We start from the raw sequence: 20841 nt of genomic DNA, 5'->3' as shown, positions 1-20841 counted from the left end.
GGTGGTGTTATTCTGCTTGGATCGCCGTTAACGCAATGGTAAACACAATATCATCAACTAATGCACCACGAGATAAGTCATTGACTGGTTTATTCAAGCCTTGCAACATTGGACCGACACTGACCACATTGGCAGCACGTTGTACCGCTTTATACGTGGTATTCCCAGTATTTAAATCAGGGAAAATAAACACATTGGCACGCCCCGCCACTTGTGAATCAGGTGCTTTTTGACGTCCAACACTTTCAACCGAAGCCGCATCATATTGTAGTGGTCCATCAATCAGTAAGTCTGGTCGACGTTGTTGCGCTATTTCAGTGGCTTGACGAACTTTGTCTACATCAGCCCCCGTGCCAGAGGTTCCTGTTGAGTAACTGATCATGGCAATTCTTGGATCAATCCCAAACGCTTTGGCAGAGTCAGCAGATTGAATCGCAATTTCAGCCAGTTGTTCTGCCGTGGGATCGGGATTAATCGCGCAATCACCATAAACAAAGACTTCATCTGGTAACAGCATAAAGAAGATGGAAGATACCAATGAGTAGTTCGGTGCTGCTTTAATGAGTTGAAATGCAGGGCGAACCGTATTCGCCGTGGTATGAATCGCACCTGATACCAAACCATCCACTTCATCCAATGCCAACATCATCGTGCCGAGTACAACCGTGTCTTGGAGTTGGGCGATGGCTTGAAGTGCATCCAATTTGCCTTTACGCAGTTCGACCATCGGTTCGATATATTGCTCTCGAATGCTATCAGGATCGATGATTTGCAAATCTTCTGGAATTTGAATTCCGCGTGCTTTCGCAACTTCTGCCACCGATTCTGGTTTAGCCAATAACACACACTGTGCAATGCCACGTGCCTGACAAATGGCAGCTGCTTGGACGGTGCGAGGCTCATCGCCTTCAGGTAACACAATACGTTTTTTGGCTGCAATTGATTTTTGCACTAACTCATAACGGAATGCGGAAGGAGATAGGCGTGGATGTAAATTATTTTGCGTATGTTGATCAAGCCACTGGCTATCAATATGACTGGAAACAAATCGGGTGACTTGTTCCGCTCGTTCGGTATCATCAATTGGAATTTCATTACCAAAACGACTGAGCTTTTTTAGTGCCTCTAATGTCGTAAGTGGAGTATGTAAAACTGGTAAACCTTGTTTAATCGCACTTTGACAGAATTCTAATACATTTTCTGAGGGTGGGGATTTCTCGGTGAGTACTAAACCCGCCAATGGAGTGCCGTTACTACTAGCCAGGCTTGCAGCAAGCAAAGTATCGGTACGTTGAGAGGCGCTAATAATAAGCTCGCCTGCAACAAATTTGTGTAATTCAGATTCAATATTGGATGCAATTAAACTGGTATGCAGTATGCGGCGATGTTTGGCATCACCTTGATGTAACCATGTACCATTGACGATTTCAGCAATGTCTAAACTTCGTGGCACGCTGAGAATATTACTAAAAGGAACTAAACCAATAATCGGCAATGCTTCTGTGCCGATAAAACGATTGTAGTGTTGAAGCTCTAAGGAAAAGTCAGCTATTTTTTGATCTAAGCGTAAACTTGGATCAAGCGTGACAGGGATTGCAGCGGTATCCTCAGGCAGTCCCTTTGTTCGCATGAATAACACGCCAGTGGTTCGTGTGGATGCTGCACCACCGAATTGACGTAAGTGGGCATCTATTCTTTCTGCCGTTTTGCGTGGATCAGCTAAATCTGCGGTACTGACCAAGACCACTTGAGCATCTAGTGCTTGCGCGAGAGCGGCATTGACCTCGATTACAAAATGATCTTGTCCATTGGGAACAAGGCCTTCCACAATAATAACATCATGATCCGCCGCAATTTGGCGATGTAATGCCACGGCTTCTTCCAACAACTCATCGGTTTCACCCAGTGCGATGAGTTGGGTTAAACGATCATAGGTTATCGGCTCTACAGCGTGATGTTGAAATAAGTGCCGATATAAAGTAGTGGTACGATCAACGGTTATATCTGCAATTTGAGAAAAAGGTTTCAAGAAACCAGCATTGATTCCTTTACAGTCCAGTGCATAAACCATACCTAAACAAGCAGAGGTTAAACCAACACCTTCACCTGTGGGAATGAGTAAAATCGTATTCATAATGACCTTATTTTTTATTTAGAGTTTAGGAATTCAGAACCTTGTTCAAGGACTTGGCGTGTTTCTTTGGCAATCCGACCTTCTTCATCTGTCGGGATCACCCAAATTTGTGGACCTGTACCCATGTCGATCCGGCCTTCAGTGCCACGGGCTAAAGTATTGTTTTTCTCTTGACTAAACTGCAAACCGAAATGGGGTAAATATGCCAAGGTTTTTTCACGCACATCGGTAGAATTTTCACCAATCCCACCCGTAAAGATTAAACCATCTAAGCGAGGAAGGGCACAACTCAATGCCGATAAAGATTTTGCGAGTCGGTAGCAGAAGACTTCGATCGCGAGTGTTGCACCTTCATGTCCATTTTCAGATGCTTCAACCAACGTACGCATGTCATTGGAGAGCCCTGACAAACCGAGTAAGCCACTGTCTTTATTGAGCATGCTGTCAATTTTTTGAATATCCCAGCCTAAATTATTGGATAAAAATAAAGGTAAGCTTGGATCAACATCACCACTCCGTGTACCCATGACCACCCCTTCAAGTGGGGTCATGCCCATCGAGGTATCAAGGCTCTGTCCATTCCAAACCGCACAAGTTGAGCTACCATTGCCTAAGTGGGCACTGAGCCAACCGCCGTGATTTTTCTGACCAGCTAGCTCACTGGCACGTTCTGTCACATAAGCATGGCTGGTACCATGGAAGCCATAACGACGGACTTGGTGCTGATCATATAAAAATTGTGGTAAGGCATAGCGATAGGCGCGTTCAGGCATGGTTTGATGGAATGCTGTATCAAAGACAGCCACTTGAGGGAGTTGTGGAAATAACGCCATGGTTGCCTCAATCCCAATCAAATTTGCGGGGTTGTGCAAAGGTGCAAGTGGAATCGCATCACGAATGCGATCAATCGTTTGTTGAGTTAATTGCTCAGCATGGGTCATATTGCCACCATGTACCACACGATGCCCAATGGCCTGAGGATTGTAATTAGATAAACGTGCGAGCAGGGTTTCTAAAGCTTTGGCATGATCTGCATACGGAATCGAGAGTTCAAGTGCTTCACCACCAAGCGTGATACCTTTAATCCGAGCATCGGCTGCGCCTAAGTTTTCTGCTAGACCATAAATACGATCTTCACGACGTTCTGAGATAAGCGCATATTTAATAGATGATGAACCACAGTTTATTACCAGTACAGATATCGCCACGTTTGACCACCTAACAAGTTCTAATTTTATGATGAGAGCTTGGTTTGACTGCATTTAATAAGCAGTAACAAGCGCTATGTTTTAGCATGTGGTGTTGCATTGGCAAAATAGACTTTAGCCTATACAACTGTTTTATAAATCAATCTATTTAGTATAGTTTGTAAATAACATGTTCTTTTGATTAATCTGTTGGTTTTCGCCGTATTTTTGTATGAAAATATATAAAAACACGATAAAGATCAATTTAATGCGCTTTATCGTGTCGGAGTTTAAATGAGATGGTTTAGGTTATTGGCGGATTTGACCATCTCCAAAAACGATCCATTTCTGAGAAGTTAAGCCTTCTAAACCAACTGGACCACGCGCATGAATCTTATCGGTAGAAATACCAATTTCTGCGCCTAAACCATATTCAAAACCATCAGCAAAACGCGTTGAAGCATTGATCATTACAGAGCTTGAATCAACTCGCGCCAAGAACTCACGTGCCAGACTAAAGTTTTCCGTAATAATCGCATCGGTATGATGAGAGCCGTACTTATTGATATGCTCAATCGCCTCATTCATTCCTGTTACAACTTTAATTGCAAGGATTGGACCTAAGTATTCTGTATACCAATCTTCCTCAGTCGCTGTTTTAACTGATATACCCAAAATGCGTTGTGTTTCAGGGCATCCACGCAGTTCAACTTGCTTCTCAGCATAGAGTTCTGCAATACGGGGTAAAAACTCCTCAGCGATTGCTTCATCTACCAATAACGTTTCCATGGCATTACAAACACCGTAGCGATGCGTTTTGGCATTCAGTGCGATAGGCAAAGCTTTTTGTAGATCGGCTTGAGCTTCAACAAAAACATGGCAGTTACCATCTAAATGTTTAATCACAGGAATACGCGCTTCTTGACTGATACGTTCGATGAGGCTTTTTCCACCACGCGGTATAATCACATCGACAAATTCAGTCATCGTGATTAAATGACCGACTGCTGCGCGATCAGGGGTATCAATGACTTGAACGGCGTGTTCAGGCAAACCTGATATTTGTAGGCCATGTTGGATTGCAAGAGCAATAGCTTTGTTTGATTCCAATGCTTCTGATCCACCACGTAAAATGATGGCATTGCCAGATTTTAATGCCAATGATGCAGCTTCAAGGGTTACATTGGGCCTTGATTCATAAATCATCCCAACGACACCAAGCGGAACACGCATTTTACCCAACTGAATACCAGATGGACGGTAGGCGAGATCTGTAATCTCTCCAATCGGGTCAATGAGGCCGATTACATCTTTTAAGCCTTGTAGCATTCCTTTAAAACGCGTAGGGGTCAGCTCTAAACGATCAAGCAACGCGTTGTCTAATTGGCGTTGACGTCCGTTATTCATATCAATTTGATTGGCTGCCAAAATTTGCGCTTGATTGTTTTCTAAAGCGGTATAAATTGCAGACAAAGCATGATTTTTCAAATGAGTTGATGCACTCATTAAAATACTTGACGCTTGGCGCGCCTGAGTACCTACCTGTTGCATATAGTTTTGAATAGAGTCTTGCATAGCATTTTGATGATTGCATGTATTTATAAAGATAGTAACAGTCAAATGCCGAACAATGAATAGGCGGAACTGACAATTCAAAAAAATTACAAATTGTTAATTGGCGCAATTTTTTTTATTTTTATGCGATAAATATACCGAATATCGGGATGTGAATACATATTTTGCAAAAGATTATTGGTCTAAACAAGATAAGTGGTTAAGGAAATGATTGCGTATAAAACATGCATTTGTATAGAATGAAAAAGTATAGGATAAATGTAATACAAATTTTATAAATTTGTTAACTTGCAGGTCAGGGTCGCTAAAAATGACATGCTTGCAACAGAAAAATAAACAAGGATGGAGGAAGGACATGAATTCCATTATCCAAATGGACTCGGATTTAAATCATAGCTTCACAGGCTTTGGTTTTTTTGACATCTACAATAAAAACAGTTTTAAACAACCAGCGCGTACAACGTGGATTGATGGTTGGAAAATTGAATATATGGCAATTGCAGATCCTAAAACGATCCACAACACGCCGATTGTAATTGTCGGGGGCGCATTTCAAAACTTTAACTCTTATAAGTATTGTGTTGAACAACTCTTCGAGAGTGGTCCTGTTATCTTGATTGACTTACCTTCAATGGGCTCAAATCAACAAATTCGTAATGTCGATACAGGTGCGTCAGCTTCAATACTAGAATTACCAGATTTGTCTAAAATGCTTGGGCAATGGCTCGATATCGTTGGAATTGATAAAGTTTCAATGATGGGGATGTCATTAGGGTCTGTTATCGCATCTTCATTTGCTGATCAGCGCCCAGAGCTCATGGATCATATGGTGTTGATGGGCGTGATGCAAAAGACACGTAAAAGCTGGCGTATGTTGCTTGAAGAATCATTGCATTTAATGCGTGAAGATCGCATGGAAGAATTTGGTCAAGCTGTGATTTTGTATTTAGTCAATCATGCTAAGCTTGATAAAACCCGAATGTCGCCGACAGCAAAGCGTCTGTTCTTTAGACAAATGGCTGATTTTAGTAGCACTGAGCGTGAACGTTATGAAATTAACTGTAATCGTTTATTACGCTTAAGTAATGTACCTGTACCACAATGCAAAACATTGGTTGCAGCAGGACAGTACGATAGCTTTACTTTGCCACATGAAAATGCAGATTTTGCTTTGCAGTGCCAAGATATGCAGTTTGCTTTGATTGCCAATGCAGATCACGTACCGCAGTTGCAACGCCGTAAAGAAACCATGAATTTGTTTACCTCATTTTTGAAAGGTGAGTCCATCGATAATCTTGATGGCATTATTTCGATGACGCGTGAACAAATGGAACAGATTGAGCGTCGTGGTGAAGAGCGAATTGCTGTTTTACAACCAGATTCAAAATTGACACATCGTCATTTAGATACTGAAGCTGCTGTTAAAATTGTAGATATCACTTTCTTTGGTGTGTATTTGAAAGTCGATGACTTGGATCAACTTGATTTTATTCGTCAGCATCCACGTGACTTAGCCTTGCATTTGGCTGATAAGGAAGGTGAGTTTAAAATTGAATGCTTAATTTTTGATATAACTGAACAAGGTCTACGTATCTTGTTTAAACACGGTAGTTTTGACGTTGCTGAACGTTTAACTCGTTTTATTGAGCGTCAAAAACTCGTTTGATTTAACCATTATGAACAGATTTAAAAAAAGAGGAGTGACTAAATAATAGTCACTCCTCTTTTTTATTGGGGCTATTTATTACTTGCTTGAATCATCCAAACCAGATCACCCAAATGCTGGTCATTGTTTTCTAATTTTACTTGCTCAAAAAACTGTTTGGGTTGCAGCACTTGCACCTGTTTAAAGCCTGCTTCATTAAAAAACTGTTCAACTTCTACTGGCGTTTTGAAATGAAAACTAAAGGCACTGCGTGACATCCATTTTAGTAAGCGGCTGCTATTCCAAATAATGGTGGCAAGTTTGTTTTGAGTTGGTTCTGGATAAATATCAGTTAAGTAATGTAATTCTTTAAAGCGATTGCCATAGATAGCGATTGACTTGATGAGCTGTTGTAATAAGGGTTTATCAAAATAGTTAATCAATCCTTCGCTGATAATGACCAAGGGGCGATTCGGATCAAATGTTTCAAAAGCCGTTGCAAAAGCATCCGTGAATAAATCCACAGAAAGTACTTCATCTGCATGTGTTTCAATCTGTTGTAGCGCAGCTTGTTTTGTTGCGGCCATGTCAGGTAAATCGAGTTCGCGAAAGGTGATATCTGGATAGTGTTGTCTAAACCACCAACCACGAGGGGATAAGCCACACGCAATTTCGAGCACTTGTAAATGTGGGTGCTGTTCGATTAATGCTTTTAAATGTGTATCGAGCATGGTGTGCCGTTGTTTTAAGGTGGTTCGCATGCTGCCGCCGACATATTTTTCCGCCCAACTTTCAATTGGATGGACTAATGCCGCAAGCGTTTTTCCCTTTGCGGTTGCAAGTGCAGGGTGTGAAATCCCCATTTGATACCAAATATACCCCGTATAGTGCGCTGTAAATGAAATGTGGCGATGTTTCGAAAGTTGTTGTGTCATCTGTCCTAGACTCTATTTTTCCTAATTTGGGTATATAAAATTAATCTCTTTTTAAAATTGAGATTTTTCCACAAAATCCGATTTTAGGTTTGTTATTTAGCATCGTGGGCGGCATGGATGCCGCCGTTGGGCTGGTCTTGCGCTGCTTTCAAAGCGTTGCTTTGAAATTGCTCAGGATGTATCCCCAGCCTATGAGCAGCGACTAAAGCTGCGAAAATTTTTGCTTACTTTTCACCCCTGAAAAGTAAGTCGAGCCGAAGGCAAAATCCTTCAATCAGATGAGCACTCGGCAAGATTCAATTATGTTCATAAAAAGATTAAAAAATCTTAGTAAAGTTAAAACGAATTCTTAAATTCTTCAATGGCTTTTCTGACGGTTTGCCAGTTTTCATCTAATGTCAGTGTTGTACCCACCTGAATATTTGGGATTTTACCACGCATACGTTCCAAACGCTGTTGATTTGGCAAAGCAAGTGCTTGGATCCCGTCTAATGCGGTACAAGCAGCAGCGCGATCATTGCAGACTAACCCCATATCACAGCCAGCGTTTAATGCTGCTTGGATACGCGCATCAGCACCACCCGCTACACACGCCGCTTGCATACTTAAATCATCTGAGAAGAGAACGCCATCATATTTAAGTTGTTGGCGTAAAACATTTTGCAACCAAAATGGTGAGAAGCCTGCTGGGTTTGGATCAACTTGATCATAAATCACATGGGCTGGCATCAGCGCATCAAGTTGTGGCATCAACTGAATAAAGCTTTGCATGTCTTTATCATAGATTTCTTGATATGAACGGCTATCAATTGCTGCTGCGACATGCGAATCTGCTTTGACTGAACCATGTCCAGGAAAGTGTTTACCTGTGGTTGCCATGCCTGCTTTTTTCATGCCGCGCATAAAGGCATCTGCAAGTGGTACGATATCTTGCATGTTTTTAGCAAAACCACGATCACCGATCACATCACTGACATCATTCAGGTCTAAAACAGGCGCAAAACTAAAATCAATACCTACCGCAAGTACTTCAATCGCCATGAGCCAGCCGCATTGTTCTGCCAGTTCAATCGTCTGTTGAGGATTGTGGATATAATGTTCACCGAGTCGACCCATTGCAGGTAGTAAAGTAAACCCTTGTCTTAAGCGTTGTACGCGACCACCTTCCTGATCGACTGCAATCAGAATGTCAGGGCGGACTTGACGCATATGATCGGTTAAAGCACGAACTTGCTGAGGGGATTCAATGTTACGTCCAAATAAAATCATGCCACCGACTTGTGGCGCTTGTAAGAGTTCAATATCTTCTTGAGTAAGTTCTGTGCTAGCTATATCTAGCATCAACGCGCCGATCATATGGATTCCGTTTGAATTTTGATGAAAAAAACGATAGCTAAATTGTGCAATGATTTGCTACATTTTGTCAGTACAGAATATGATAAAACTACATGATATTGATGATAAATACTCGTTGAGACGTTATTTATAACAACCGACGAGTTTACAGGCTGATAAATACTGAATGAAATATGTTCATATTGATATGGTCAGCGTGTAATAATTGCCATATCCAAGGAAGCACCAAAATTTTATGAAACTTCAAATGATAGCGTGTGCAGTTGCAATTGCGACTGGTGGTTTATTTTTCTCTCATACCATGAATGAGGCTATTGCGGCGACAGAAGCGTCTGCCGTTTCAACGGTGATCAAGCCATCACAAGAACAAGCATTGGTCGCGCGTCAGTTAGCAACACTGGTTGATCGTCAGCATTATCTTAATATGCGTTTAGATGCGACGACTTCAAAACGTATTTTAGATATGTATCTTGATAGTCTTGATCCAGATCATTCATTATTTTTAAGCAGTGAAGTTGAAGATTATAAGAATAAATATGGTTCAAATTTTGGTGGATCACTTAAAGCTGGAAACCTCACGGGTCCTTTTGCGATTCATGCGCAATATCGAGAGCGACTAAGAGAGTTCTATGAGTTTATGTTGGCTGAATTGAAAAAGCCGCAAAACTTGCAGCAGAAAGATGTGTATTTGGATATCGATCGTGAAAAAGTACCTTATTTTAATACCAAAGCTGAACAACAAGCCCACTGGCAAAAGATGCTGGTTTCACAACTGATTAATTTAACGATCAGCAAAGAAGAAGAGCAAGCCAAACAAAAAGCATTAAAAGAGAATCCATCACTTGCAAATGGTCAAGATTTGACTGGACCAGAAGATTTAACACCTGTTCAAACCCTAACTAAACGCTATACACGTCAGTTAGAGCGAATGGGGCGTGTGAAAAGTGATGATGTGCTAGAAAAGACATTGAATGCGATGTTGGCGACCTATGATCCGCACAGCAATTATTATCCACCGATTGATGCGATGGAGTTGAATCGTCAAACCACTTTGCGTTTAGAAGGGATCGGTGTTTCGATTCGTCCTGAGCGTGGCAATGAAGATTACACACGAATTGAAACGATCGTCGAAGGTGGTCCAGCAAGTAAATCAGGTCAAGTGAAATCAGGAGATCGCATTATTGGGGTTGCTCAAGATGGCGAGAAAATGCTGGATGTGATTGGTTGGCCGAGTTCAGAAATTGTAGGATTAATTCGTGGTAAACGTGGAACCAAAGTTGTGGTGCGCTTGTTAGGCACAGGCGCAGCAATGAGTCAGGCACGTAATGTCACTTTAGTTCGCGATATTATTCAAGAAGAAGATGCAGGTGTTCGTTCACGTACGGTTGAAATCACCCGCGATGGCAAAAAGCATCTCTTTGGTGTTATTGAGATTCCATCATTTTATTTTGATTACCGTTCACGTCGTGCGGGTACAGAATACCGTTCGGTTTCTGTTGATACTGCCAAAGCCTTAGAAGAACTGAAAGCGAAGAAAGTTGAAGGGATCTTAATTGATCTACGAAACGATCCAGGTGGTTCTTTAGAAGAAGTTGCCCGTATGTTGGGCCAAGTGATTAAATCTGGTCCTGTGGTGCAGATCCGTGATGGCAATGGCAATGTCAATGTATTTGAAGACACTGATGGTGGCGTACAAGCTTATGCAGGTCCGTTAGCTGTTCTCGTCAACTTGGCTTCTGCGTCTGCGAGCGAGATTTATTCTGCGGCGATTCAAGATTATGAGCGTGGCATCGTGATTGGTAGCACGACGACAGGAAAAGGCACGGCTCAGGTTCAGTTAGATTCATTGGCTTATGGTCAAGCGACCCTGACACAGCGTAAATTTTATCGTGTTACTGGTGGAAGTACCCAAAATAAAGGGGTGATTCCAGACATTAAGCTGGTTGATATTTACAATGAAGAATTTGGTGAGCGTAAAGCGAAGAATGCTTTGAAATGGGATACGATTCCAACCGCACCGTTTAAACGTGAAGGTTCAGTACAACCTTATGTAACGAAGTTATCTGAATTTTCTGCTCAACGTGTTGCAGCAGATTCTCAGTTCAAATACTTAGAAACACGTAAAGCGATCGCTCAGAAAACCTCTGCTCAGAAGAAAGTTGTTTTGGATATCAATCAACGTCGTGCAGAGTTAATTGATTTAGAGCAACAAACATTAAATGCAGAAAACCAACGTCGTTTAGCAACAGGTCAAAAGCCGTATGCAAATTGGGAAAGCTATCAAGCGTCAATTGATGCGCTAGTTGAATCGCGTGCCAAGATGAAAGCGCATCAACGCCCAGCATTGCCAGAAGAGGAGACTTTTGTGGCCGAAGCTGCCAATGTGCTTCTAGACTATGCCAAGTTACAAGGACGTTAATTTAGTCATTTCCCCTCATAAGAAAAGCCCTATTTGAAAATAGGGCTTTTCTGTTTCGGGACGAGGTCGATTTTAATCTGCACGAATCCAAATCTGATTGCGACCTAACGCAGAAACACCTAAATAACCACGTAAGTGTAAGCGCTTGCCGTTGGCATTCAGTTTAGCTCTCATACTATAAATTTTGCCTGTATTCGGATCAAGAATACGACCATTGGTATAGTTTAAGCCTTGACTATATTTTAATCCTGTAACTACATCTAAGCCTACAATAGGCTTATTGGTATAAGGTGGTGGGCAGTCTACACATATTTCCTTTGGTGTATAGCCTATACGAGGTGTCAGTTTTACAATTTTACCTGTATAAGTTCCGTTCGATTCTTGGCGAATTTCGACTAAAGCTTTGGGTGCACCCGTTTTGTCATCAATACTCTGCCACATACCTGTAATATCAATTGCAAAAGCAAAACTGCTGACTGTCGATAAAAACAAAGCACTTATTAATTTTTTCCCCATGACCAAAAATCCATTTAATGTTCAAGTGTTCTATTATGGGTGATTTGTAATAACTAGTTCAACATTAATATGAGATTTGTGACAAAAATTATGATAAAGATAGAATAAAGGTTGGTAGCCAGATGGCTGTAAACACCCCATTAACAGCCATACCGAATGCTGCATATCTCCCAGTTACTGGACCTCGTTGCCATGCTTGAGCAGTGCCGATGGCATGCGCTGCTAATCCTAAAGCTAAACCAGAAGCACGTTCATCATTAATGTGTTTCAAGATCCAAGGTGAAAATGCTGCGCCAATAACACCAGATAAAATCACGATCAGGGTCACCATCATTAACGGAGCATGTAATAAAGTGGCAATATTCAGTGCGATAGGAGTGGTTACTGCGCGTGTTGCAAATGCCATGATCGTTGGCTCAGACATATGTAATAAGTAAGCCAGTCCCATTGGGAGGGCTACAGCACTAATACTTGCAAAGCCTAAAATTCCAAGCATGGATTTAATCGGTAAATCATCATAACGCATTGCTGCCAAAGGAATTGCTAAGGCAACAGTGACATAGCCAAGTAAATGATTAAAGGTGCTATCGACGCTATTCATATACTGTTCATAAGGAATGCCTAAAATCAACAATAGTCCAATCACGATAAACATGGCAAAAACAATTAAGGGAATCTGAGGGATTTTTTTATTCAACGGTTTTGCGATGAGATAGCTGATAAGTGTAATAACGAAGCCGTAAATAATCATAAACATATATAGGACCTCTATAACCAGCGTTTTGCCATTTTGGCGTAAATCCACAATGGCAATAACGTACTTAAGGTTAAGATAAATAAAAATACAGGAATTTCTTTACCTAAGTGAACCAACATGATCAATGAACCCGCACAAATAGGCAGGAATGCGAAGGCACTTTCTTTCATGATCTTGTTGTTGGTATCAATCAGACGATTGGAAATTTTTCTATATTTTCTCCAAATCAATAACGTTGCCAGTAAAGCAATCAGTCCGACGAGATTTCCTAATTCTGGATGATGAAAGACCTTGGTGATTGCGACAGCACCCTCACGAAATACAATAATTAATAAAATCGTGTAAAACCAAGCGGTCCAGTCAATCTCTTTCATATGATCTCTTACTCTCGTCTATCTGAATGATGGTTGATCGCAATTATAGTGGTGGATGCTGTATCTCAAACTCTTCCAAAGTGCGCTGGAACAAGGATGCTTTTTTTCCTAAAATTTCGTCTAAAGGCAAATGTGCTTGCTTAATCAGTTGCTCCAATTTTTGTGGCGCAATACGGATCGACAAATGCAAATCACCATGATCATCATGATATTCAGATTGAATAACGTTGAGGCTATATAACTGTGTACGTAGTTTGCCATAAGCAGGTTTTAGAACTAAATCGAATTGTTGTAATTGTCCCATCAAACATTGCTGTACAGCCTGACTGAGTAACTCCAATCCTTGACCAGAATGAGCTGATAAATACACACGATCTGGGAGATCAGGTGCTTTATACAGGATTTTTGCGGTATCTCCGCTCAGGTCTATTTTATTATAAACATGCAAAATTGGTGCGTCCGCTCCAATTTCTTTCAGAACAGATTCTACAGCTTCGATTTGCTCAGCCATATTCTCGCTACTGCTATCGATCACATGCAACAGTAAGGTTGCTTCCAGTGTTTCTTCTAATGTTGCTTTAAATGATTCGACTAAATCATGTTGTAGATTTCTGACAAATCCGACGGTATCAGCGATCACAACGGCACCGATGCCATCCCAATCGAGACGACGTAAAGTCGGATCTAGTGTTGCGAAAAGTTGGTCTGCTGCATAGACATCGCTTTTTGCTAAAATATTAAATAAAGTTGATTTTCCCGCATTGGTATAACCCACTAGAGAAATCGTGGGAATCGCTGCTTTTTGACGTGCAGCACGACCTTGTGAACGGGTTTGTTGTACTTTGACCAGTTTATCTTTGAGCTGAGTAATACGGACTCGGATGAGTCGACGGTCTGTTTCCAATTGTGATTCACCTGGACCACGTAGCCCAATACCACCTTTTTGTTGTTCTAGATTGCCAGTAAAACCACGAATTAGACGTGTCGATAAATGTTTGAGTTGAGCAAGTTCAACTTGTAATTTACCTTCATGAGTACGGGCACGTAATGCGAAGATATCCAAAATCAAGCCTGTACGGTCAATGACACGACATTTCAGGATGCGTTCTAAATTGCGTTCTTGTGCAGGGGATAATGCATGGTCAAAAATAACTAATTCTGCTTCGAGGCTTTGGACTAATTCTGCGATTTCATCGACTTTGCCAGAACCAATAAAGAATTTTGGATCGGGTCTATTTCGTTGTACAGAAATATGTTCTAGGATGTCAGCACCTGCGGATTGAGCGAGTAACCGAAATTCCTCGGCATCAAGATCATCAAGCAATTGGACAGATACACTCACCAAAATTGCACGTTCACCGCCTTGATGTTGCTCTAAATATTCCACGCTGTTGTCATACCTTTGACATTAAAGTCCTATTCTAAGATAAACTGAAACCAAAGGGCAAAGTCTTCGTTGATTTATATTGTATTGCGATAGATAAGTTGAATAAAAGCAACAAGACTTCCCATATATAAAATAGACCAACCCAAAATCATTTTTAAAGCATAGCCATAAGGTATTGTGTTTTGTTGCTCAGTTGTGTTGATAGGTTGATTCATGTGACTACCTATTAATCTGTAAATTCGATCAATTTACAATAATCGATCTGGTAGGTCATTTGAAATTGAAAAAAATTATGCTGACATTCGGTTTTTATTATCGAGCTAACTTTTATAAGTGGATATTGGCGTGATATAACTGGATCAATCCGATGTATATATGTTCAGTTTTGACTGACTCTATGGTTTTAATGATTTTATGACTCAAGATGCAACAGTAGAAAAAGACAACTCACCATTAAGTTTATTCTCAAAATTTAATTTATATAGTAGAAAGTTGGCTTCAGGCTTAGAAACCATTGGTGAAGGCTTTTATCTTATTTATCGCCATGGTTTATATAAAGATCCGAATAATCCTGTAAATACGCGTTATGTACAATATTTCTGCCGCCGTTTGTGTGAAGTTTTTAATATTGATGTACAAGTGCATGGTGTTATTCCGCGCGAACCTGCGTTATGGGTGAGCAATCATATTTCATGGTTAGATGTTGCTGTACTGGGTTCGGGTGCTCGAGTTTTCTTTTTGGCCAAAGCTGAAGTGGAAAAATGGCCAATTCTGGGCAATATTGCTAAGGGTGGCGGAACTTTATTTATTAAGCGTGGCTCGGGTGATTCACTGCGGATTCGAGAGCAGATTACCGAGTTTTTAAAACAAGACATTCCAGTGCTGTTTTTCCCCGAAGCAACCACAACCGATGGTCGGAATGTCAAAAAAGTACATGGGCGATTATTAGGAGCGGCAATTGAGGCGCAACGACCTGTACAAATCTGTGTGATTTGCTATGAAAGTCAACACGGGGAGCTAGATTTAGTTGCGCCATTTATTGGTAATATGTCTTTTGTGGAACATGTGCAACGTGTTTTGGAAATGCCGAGAGTGACAGCACATTTGTTGACGCTTCCCGCGATTCCTGTAGAGGGACATACCGTAGAAACGCTGACAAAAGAAGTGGATCTACGGATGCGCGAAGGGTTAAAGCAATTGCAACAGAAAGTGCTCACAACACTTCCGCAAGATCAATAAACTACATAAAACCTTCGATTGGTAGCCATGAAACTATTTTCATTCCTGCTTTTCGCCACCATTTCATTTTAGGCTCTTTGCTGTAAATTTTAGGTCCTTGTGAAGTTTGGCGATGCCAAGTAATTTTGTTGTTAGCATCTAAGACCAATTTATATGCAAATTTAGTTAAGTTTTGGTCCATGGTGGCATGCACTTCTTTTGCTAGGGCAGGACTATTCAACAACACCCCAATTTCTGTATTTAAATAGGCAGAACGAGGGTCAAAGTTAAAAGAACCAATAAAAACTTGTTTGTCATCCAAAGCCATAAGCTTGGCATGTAAACTAGAACGACTTAAACCTTTGATACTGATTTTGGCTTTTTTAGCAAGTTCTTCAGTACGCTTATCCAGATCACTTTTGTCTATGGCAGGTAGGAACTCATAAAGTTGCACGCCATTTTCAAGTAATTCTTGACGATATTTGCCATAAAAAGCATGTACGACAGCAACATCATTGGCTTTAAATGAATTGGTGAGCACTCTAACCTCTATACCATCTTGAGCCAAATCAGTTAGGATTTTTGTGCCTTTTTTCTCTGGCACAAAATAAGCAGAAATTAAATCAATATTTTTTTCTGGCTGTTCCAAATGATTGAGTAACTGGAAGTTGAGATGTTCTTCTTTTTTTGCTTTCGCCTTGATTTTGTCAGGCGAGTCTTTAACGACTTCTGCCTTGACCCAATTAAGCGAAATCTCCTGCTTCATCAGTGCATTAATGGTTTGAGAGTGATTGGTGATGTCTAAATAGTTTTGTACTGTGACCAGTTTGTAATGTTCATCAAGCTGATGTTTTAAGCTTTCATAACTCAGGCGGTGTGAACGTTGCTTAACAACCTCTCGCACATCATAGGCATATTCGTGCTTCCAGTAATCGTCGAAAGATTCAGAAATATCTTTTACCGCCGTACCAAATAACATGACATCTACATCAGAAAACTGATAATTTTCACTGACATTATAATATTGGTTGGTCATATTGCGCCCACCGATCAGTGCAATCTGATGATCTGCAATAAAACTTTTATTATGCATCCGTCGATTGATACGCTTTAAGTCCAAGACCATATCAACGGCACGATATTTGCGGAAACGATAGGGATTAAATAATTTGACTTCAATATTCGGATGTTGCGCTAAAGCGAGGAAAATCCCTTCGGTCTTTTTTGCATTATTGTCATCAATTAATAGTCTTATTTTGACACCACGATCTGCGGCACGAATCAATGCATGTAAGGCGAGCGCACCGACTTTATCATTGTCCCAGATATAATATTGTAAATCTAAACTTTTCTCAGCTTTGTCAATTAAACTCAAACGTGCAGATAAGGCTTCTAATGGTTCAAATAAAACATGGTAGCCTGTGAGGTCTGGATGTTGTTCTTGTAAGGGTTGAATGATTTGCGCGAGTGATGTTTCGGTGTGATCAACTTGAATAGTCGCTTGTGGAGTTGGGAGTGCTTTATGTTTCGGTAAAGTGCTACAACCTGTCGTAGTAAGTACAATGGTGCAATAAATCGCAAGCATGTTTTTATTGTAAGCGCTTGTGCTTATCTTTGTATGTTTACGATTAAAATGAGAAAATTGCGCCATAATCGTTACTGGTTATAAGTTGGGCTTGAGTATACCATTTCATCGAAAAAGATAAATATAAGATGCGATGGGGTGTCCCTAAAGTAAAGTTAAAGAGGACGTTAATGTCGAATTCAGATCCTATTATTATTGGTTTTTATCTTATTTTTGCCATTCTAGCGCTTTGGGCATTTATTCAAGCGTGGATCCATCAAGCACGTACAGAAACGATTCATCCTTTCAAAGCTTTTGTACATTTACTTGCTTTCTATCTCTCCTATTTACTGGTACCACTTTGGTTCTTTAGTCTTTATGCGGGTTGGTCTGGATATTACAACTTACATCAAGCTGCTTTCGTTTTTCTACTCAGTAGCCTATTGGTCTATGCTCGCTTTATTGAGCCACATCAAATTCATGTCAAATACCATCAATTTCGTTTAAATCCAAAACGTGAGTTCACGCAACCCATTAAGGTTGCATTGGTTGCTGATATGCATGTGGGATTGTTTTCAGGCCATGAGCGGCAATTAAAAAGTATTGTCAAAAAACTGAATAAAGCACAGCCAGACTTGGTCGTGGTGGCTGGTGATTGGACTTATGAGCCAGAAAATCGATTGGTTCAAGAACTTGAAGTTCTGAAGAAGCTAAAAATGCCTGTTTACTCTGTCCCTGGAAATCATGATGAACAATATCCAGGTCCACCAATTCAAAGTCTGTTAAGTGAAGCATTGGCGCAAAATAATGTTATTGATATTGAAAGTAAGATCGTTGATTTTGAAGAATTTCGTTTGATTGGCGTTGGCGACTTATGGGCAGGTAAGGCGAATATGCGCTTTATGCCAGATTTGCCTCAGGACAAACCATGGTTAATTTTATCGCATAATCCAGATACCGTTGATATGGTCCCAGAGTTGCCGATACGGCCATTGATGCTTTCTGGTCATACTCATGGCGGACAAATCGAGTTGCCATGGATCACCAGTTATATTATGAAAAAAGTATCTATTCTTGGACATAAAAAAGGTTTTTACTCACATGAACATGCCGATGTTTTTGTGACTGTAGGCACAGGAATGGTCGGAGTACCATTCCGTTTCAGAGTCCCACCAACGATAGACATTATTGAATTGATTTAAATAAAAAAGCCAACTGCAATTGAGTCGGCTTTTTTGAAATGGAGTTGATCGTAGAACTAAGGAATAATGATCACAGCAACTCGACGATTGCTGGCACGGTTTTCCTCTGAGGTATTTGCTAAATAAGGCTGACTTGAGCCACGACCAATCACGGTTAAATTATTTTGCTTGAAGCCTTGATTGAGAAAGATCATTGAAACGCTTTGAGCACGTTCCTCAGAAAGTTTCTGATTATATTCTGCATTACCAACATCATCGGTATGACCCACAATTTTAAGTTTTTGCAGATTGTATTTATTTAACTGCTTCGCAAGGCGAGCAATCTCTTTCTCATGATCAGATTTGATGTCTGCTTTATTAAAATCAAAGAGTAAACGTTCAGGTAGACCTAGGCTCCAACCTTCGTCTGTTAAAACGAAACCTTCTTGTTTTAACATTTTGACCTGACGATACTTCAAAGGGCCAAAACTCAAACAGCCAGCCAATGTTAGGCAAAGTAATGCAATAAATGAAATTTTAAGGGTGTGAGTGCGCATAACATATCCTAAATTTCTGGTTTATAAAGAAACCAATGAGGGTTTAAGTTTTTAGCTTTATACATGGCTTGATCGGCTTGCATCACCAAATCTTCAGGGTTCTCAGCAAACTGAGAAAAGGCGATTCCCAAACTAAAGCCAAAATGAATGGTTTGATCATTAAAAATTAATGGTTCTTTGCAACTTGCAAGTAGATTTTCTGCAATTGCTTGTAAATGGTCTGCGTGGTGGATGGCATGCAGAATAATTGCAAATTCATCACCACCTAAGCGAGCAATAAAGTCTTCTTGGCGAACAGATTGTTGCAAGCGTAAAGCCATTTCGGCTAAAACTGCATCTCCTGCTAAATGGCCATATTGATCATTAATAATTTTAAACTTGTTATTGTCTAAAAATAACAGTGCAGAGTTATGACGGTATTGCGGGTTTTCAAAAATATTGAACAATTCTTGATAGAAATAATTGCGGTTTGGTAGACCAGTTAGTTGATCATGATGTGCTTGGAATGAAAGCTGGCGATTCTCCTTCTGCAAATGTGTATGCCAAATTTGAATTTCTTCTAAGAGTTCGTTAAATACCGTATTTAAATTTTGAAACTCTCTAATCGGATTGTTCGGGAAACGTAAATTATAAGCCTTTTGATCGCTCACCAATTGAGCAATATGCGTCAATGGTTTAATCGCTTGCATAATTTGACGATAGGTCAGATTGATCGACCACAACAATGCAATCACAATAAAAAGCATTGAAATTGCTAAGCCAATGATGATGGTTTTTAGAAAATGTAAAATATTTTCAGAACTACCATATAGTACCAACTCACCAACTTGCTTTTTATGATGAATAATACTGAGCTGCACTGGATCATGTAAAAACCATTTATCCAATAAATCTTGTAGAAAAGACGTATGTTCTATGGTTTTGTGACTTTCGGCGAGTAATTTTTTTTGAGGATCGTAGACATGAATACTGCGAATGGCATGTCCCGTTGTATAGTCAGCTAGGATTTGATCAATCGTGCCTTTATCTTTAAAAACAACCGCTGGTTGAATCCGCTCGAGTACCGTTTGGCTTAATAGTTGTAAATTCTGTTTTGCGTAAGTTTCCATGGTAAACATAGAAATCGTAGCAAAAGTAAATGAGCAAATAACAAAAGTAATCGCAAAAATGGTAAATTGGGATTTACGGAATAAAGCATGTAAAGAAGTGGATTGGTATAAACTTGAAATCACTCGGTTTACTCCGTGTTCTTTGCCAAGAGTAAAACTCGAGGATCAATATGAACTTTGGAATCACTCAAAGCATCCAAGTTAACCTTAAATGTTGAAAACGTTTTTTTATTATATAAACAAAAAATACTCCCAACCTCACAAGCTGGATTGTTGGTGCTTAATGACAGCAACGAGCGAGAAGGGTGTGATTGAATTAAATTATGCTGCTGTTGTGGGGATGTCGTAGAAAAGTAAACGACATGGCAATCTGTTTTTACAAAGTCTCTCACGTTGATCGGTTGCACTTGATAATCATACGCAAGCTGTCGAATATTCACTTGAAATTGAGCTGCTGCTTCAGAATTGTCAATGACGCAGATTGTTGGGCGAGTTGTATTTGACCATTTACTATAACTTAATATTGATAAAGCTAACTCATAGAAGTTATGACTTGATGAGGCATAGGAAAACTGGCTCGTAGAACATAAGACTACAAGCAATAAATATTGCGTTTTTTTTAAAATAGACCGTATTTTCAATCAAAAATGCCAAAAGTGTGAACCAATCAACATATTCTACTTGACTTAATTGTTTAAAAATAGTTCTTAATTACAAAGAAAAGGAATAAAAAGTAACTCGTCAGTTCAAAAAACACCCACTCGTCACAATAAATCAAAAAAAGGGGTTGTGTGGTATTGGAAATGCTGTAGAATGCACATCCATCGGCGGTGATGCGGATAAAAACTTGTTGAGAAACAAGGATTTGGATTGAAAGATTTAAATCTTGTGTTTAAGAATAAGTTTTAAAAATATCTAAATTGCCTA

At 40.1% G+C, this 20841-nt stretch carries 18 protein-coding genes; 4 read left to right on the top strand and 14 right to left on the bottom strand.

Annotation, left to right across the window (positions count from 1 at the left end):
- Nucleotides 1–7 precede the first annotated feature (7 nt).
- The 3 genes from pta to EAH57_RS02960 form a co-directional block, all read right to left on the bottom strand.
- On the bottom strand, nucleotides 8–2134 hold the full coding sequence (gene pta / locus EAH57_RS02970; protein ID WP_121928790.1) for a phosphate acetyltransferase: 2127 nt from the start codon (nucleotides 2132–2134) through the stop codon (nucleotides 8–10).
- Between the two features lie 14 nt (nucleotides 2135–2148).
- The gene (locus EAH57_RS02965) at nucleotides 2149–3342 is read right to left on the bottom strand and encodes an acetate/propionate family kinase (protein WP_121928789.1); all 1194 of its coding nucleotides are present in this window, start codon (nucleotides 3340–3342) and stop codon (nucleotides 2149–2151) included.
- A gap of 288 nt (nucleotides 3343–3630) precedes the next feature.
- Nucleotides 3631–4896, bottom strand: a complete 1266-nt coding sequence (locus tag EAH57_RS02960) for a glutamate-5-semialdehyde dehydrogenase (protein ID WP_121928788.1) — start codon at nucleotides 4894–4896, stop codon at nucleotides 3631–3633.
- A 355-nt stretch (nucleotides 4897–5251) separates the two neighbouring features.
- Here EAH57_RS02960 and EAH57_RS02955 point away from each other — a divergent pair, with 355 nt between their 5' ends.
- A complete protein-coding gene (locus EAH57_RS02955; RefSeq protein WP_121928787.1) occupies nucleotides 5252–6562 on the top strand; it encodes an alpha/beta fold hydrolase in 1311 nt (436 codons plus the stop codon).
- Between the two features lie 71 nt (nucleotides 6563–6633).
- Here the strand turns inward: EAH57_RS02955 and EAH57_RS02950 are convergent, their stop codons facing one another.
- Nucleotides 6634–7476 (bottom strand): class I SAM-dependent methyltransferase, encoded by an 843-nt coding sequence (locus tag EAH57_RS02950; protein WP_121928786.1) that lies wholly within the window; start codon nucleotides 7474–7476, stop codon nucleotides 6634–6636.
- 336 nt (nucleotides 7477–7812) lie between these two features.
- Entirely contained in the window at nucleotides 7813–8832 is a 1020-nt protein-coding gene (gene nagZ, locus EAH57_RS02945; RefSeq protein WP_121928785.1) for a beta-N-acetylhexosaminidase, read from the bottom strand.
- A gap of 235 nt (nucleotides 8833–9067) precedes the next feature.
- Between nagZ and EAH57_RS02940 the strand changes: the two genes are divergently transcribed.
- Nucleotides 9068–11251, top strand: coding sequence for a carboxy terminal-processing peptidase (locus EAH57_RS02940; protein WP_121928784.1), 2184 nt, complete (start codon nucleotides 9068–9070; stop codon nucleotides 11249–11251).
- A gap of 72 nt (nucleotides 11252–11323) precedes the next feature.
- On the opposite strand, the gene EAH57_RS02935 is transcribed toward EAH57_RS02940, so the two are convergent.
- The 5 genes from EAH57_RS02935 to EAH57_RS15925 form a co-directional block, all read right to left on the bottom strand.
- A complete protein-coding gene (locus tag EAH57_RS02935; RefSeq protein ID WP_121928783.1) occupies nucleotides 11324–11767 on the bottom strand; it encodes a DUF2147 domain-containing protein in 444 nt (147 codons plus the stop codon).
- Between the two features lie 88 nt (nucleotides 11768–11855).
- Nucleotides 11856–12524: an LrgB family protein gene (locus tag EAH57_RS02930; protein WP_121928782.1), complete on the bottom strand. Its 669-nt coding sequence runs from the start codon at nucleotides 12522–12524 to the stop codon at nucleotides 11856–11858.
- Nucleotides 12525–12535: 11 nt separating this feature from the next.
- Nucleotides 12536–12898, bottom strand: a complete 363-nt coding sequence (locus EAH57_RS02925) for a hypothetical protein (protein WP_004672872.1) — start codon at nucleotides 12896–12898, stop codon at nucleotides 12536–12538.
- Between the two features lie 43 nt (nucleotides 12899–12941).
- Entirely contained in the window at nucleotides 12942–14285 is a 1344-nt protein-coding gene (hflX, locus tag EAH57_RS02920) for a ribosome rescue GTPase HflX (protein WP_121928781.1), read from the bottom strand.
- Between the two features lie 74 nt (nucleotides 14286–14359).
- On the bottom strand, nucleotides 14360–14500 hold the full coding sequence (locus EAH57_RS15925) for a hypothetical protein (protein WP_171407365.1): 141 nt from the start codon (nucleotides 14498–14500) through the stop codon (nucleotides 14360–14362).
- Between the two features lie 199 nt (nucleotides 14501–14699).
- Between EAH57_RS15925 and EAH57_RS02915 the strand changes: the two genes are divergently transcribed.
- A complete protein-coding gene (locus tag EAH57_RS02915) occupies nucleotides 14700–15524 on the top strand; it encodes a lysophospholipid acyltransferase family protein (RefSeq protein ID WP_121928780.1) in 825 nt (274 codons plus the stop codon).
- 1 nt (nucleotide 15525) lies between these two features.
- Here EAH57_RS02915 and EAH57_RS02910 read toward each other — a convergent pair whose 3' ends face one another.
- Nucleotides 15526–17154, bottom strand: coding sequence for a phospholipase D family protein (locus EAH57_RS02910; RefSeq protein WP_121928779.1), 1629 nt, complete (start codon nucleotides 17152–17154; stop codon nucleotides 15526–15528).
- 104 nt (nucleotides 17155–17258) lie between these two features.
- Here EAH57_RS02910 and EAH57_RS02905 point away from each other — a divergent pair, with 104 nt between their 5' ends.
- The gene (locus EAH57_RS02905) at nucleotides 17259–18269 is read left to right on the top strand and encodes a metallophosphoesterase (RefSeq protein ID WP_121928778.1); all 1011 of its coding nucleotides are present in this window, start codon (nucleotides 17259–17261) and stop codon (nucleotides 18267–18269) included.
- A 56-nt stretch (nucleotides 18270–18325) separates the two neighbouring features.
- On the opposite strand, the gene EAH57_RS02900 is transcribed toward EAH57_RS02905, so the two are convergent.
- From EAH57_RS02900 to EAH57_RS02890, 3 genes are read right to left on the bottom strand one after another with little or no spacing between them, the layout of a single operon-like run.
- On the bottom strand, nucleotides 18326–18805 hold the full coding sequence (locus EAH57_RS02900) for an OmpA family protein (RefSeq protein WP_121928777.1): 480 nt from the start codon (nucleotides 18803–18805) through the stop codon (nucleotides 18326–18328).
- Nucleotides 18806–18813: 8 nt separating this feature from the next.
- Complete coding sequence (locus EAH57_RS02895; protein WP_121928776.1) at nucleotides 18814–20037, bottom strand: diguanylate cyclase domain-containing protein; 1224 nt, start codon at nucleotides 20035–20037, stop codon at nucleotides 18814–18816.
- Between the two features lie 5 nt (nucleotides 20038–20042).
- Nucleotides 20043–20516 (bottom strand): YfiR family protein, encoded by a 474-nt coding sequence (locus EAH57_RS02890; RefSeq protein ID WP_121929120.1) that lies wholly within the window; start codon nucleotides 20514–20516, stop codon nucleotides 20043–20045.
- Nucleotides 20517–20841 lie beyond the last annotated feature (325 nt).

It is taken from the genome of Acinetobacter sp. 2JN-4 (assembly GCF_003687745.1).
GTDB lineage: Bacteria > Pseudomonadota > Gammaproteobacteria > Pseudomonadales > Moraxellaceae > Acinetobacter > Acinetobacter halotolerans.
The sequence above is the reverse complement of the archived record's forward strand: the minus strand, read 5'-3'. Positions and strand labels throughout refer to the sequence as shown.

Excerpts from the sequence above, each read along its gene's own strand:
- EAH57_RS02910 (WP_121928779.1), bottom strand. The coding sequence starts at position 17,154 with ATGGCGCAATTTTCTCATTTTAATCGTAAACATACAAAGATAAGCACA.
- EAH57_RS02915 (WP_121928780.1), top strand. The coding sequence starts at position 14,700 with ATGACTCAAGATGCAACAGTAGAAAAAGACAACTCACCATTAAGTTTA.
- EAH57_RS02925 (WP_004672872.1), bottom strand. The coding sequence starts at position 12,898 with ATGAAAGAGATTGACTGGACCGCTTGGTTTTACACGATTTTATTAATT.
- EAH57_RS02935 (WP_121928783.1), bottom strand. The coding sequence starts at position 11,767 with ATGGGGAAAAAATTAATAAGTGCTTTGTTTTTATCGACAGTCAGCAGT.
- EAH57_RS02940 (WP_121928784.1), top strand. The coding sequence starts at position 9,068 with ATGAAACTTCAAATGATAGCGTGTGCAGTTGCAATTGCGACTGGTGGT.
- nagZ (WP_121928785.1), bottom strand. The coding sequence starts at position 8,832 with ATGATCGGCGCGTTGATGCTAGATATAGCTAGCACAGAACTTACTCAA.
- pta (WP_121928790.1), bottom strand. The coding sequence starts at position 2,134 with ATGAATACGATTTTACTCATTCCCACAGGTGAAGGTGTTGGTTTAACC.
- EAH57_RS02930 (WP_121928782.1), bottom strand. The coding sequence starts at position 12,524 with ATGTTTATGATTATTTACGGCTTCGTTATTACACTTATCAGCTATCTC.
- EAH57_RS02900 (WP_121928777.1), bottom strand. The coding sequence starts at position 18,805 with ATGCGCACTCACACCCTTAAAATTTCATTTATTGCATTACTTTGCCTA.
- EAH57_RS02950 (WP_121928786.1), bottom strand. The coding sequence starts at position 7,476 with ATGACACAACAACTTTCGAAACATCGCCACATTTCATTTACAGCGCAC.
- EAH57_RS02905 (WP_121928778.1), top strand. The coding sequence starts at position 17,259 with ATGTCGAATTCAGATCCTATTATTATTGGTTTTTATCTTATTTTTGCC.
- EAH57_RS02955 (WP_121928787.1), top strand. The coding sequence starts at position 5,252 with ATGAATTCCATTATCCAAATGGACTCGGATTTAAATCATAGCTTCACA.
- EAH57_RS15925 (WP_171407365.1), bottom strand. The coding sequence starts at position 14,500 with ATGAATCAACCTATCAACACAACTGAGCAACAAAACACAATACCTTAT.
- EAH57_RS02960 (WP_121928788.1), bottom strand. The coding sequence starts at position 4,896 with ATGCAAGACTCTATTCAAAACTATATGCAACAGGTAGGTACTCAGGCG.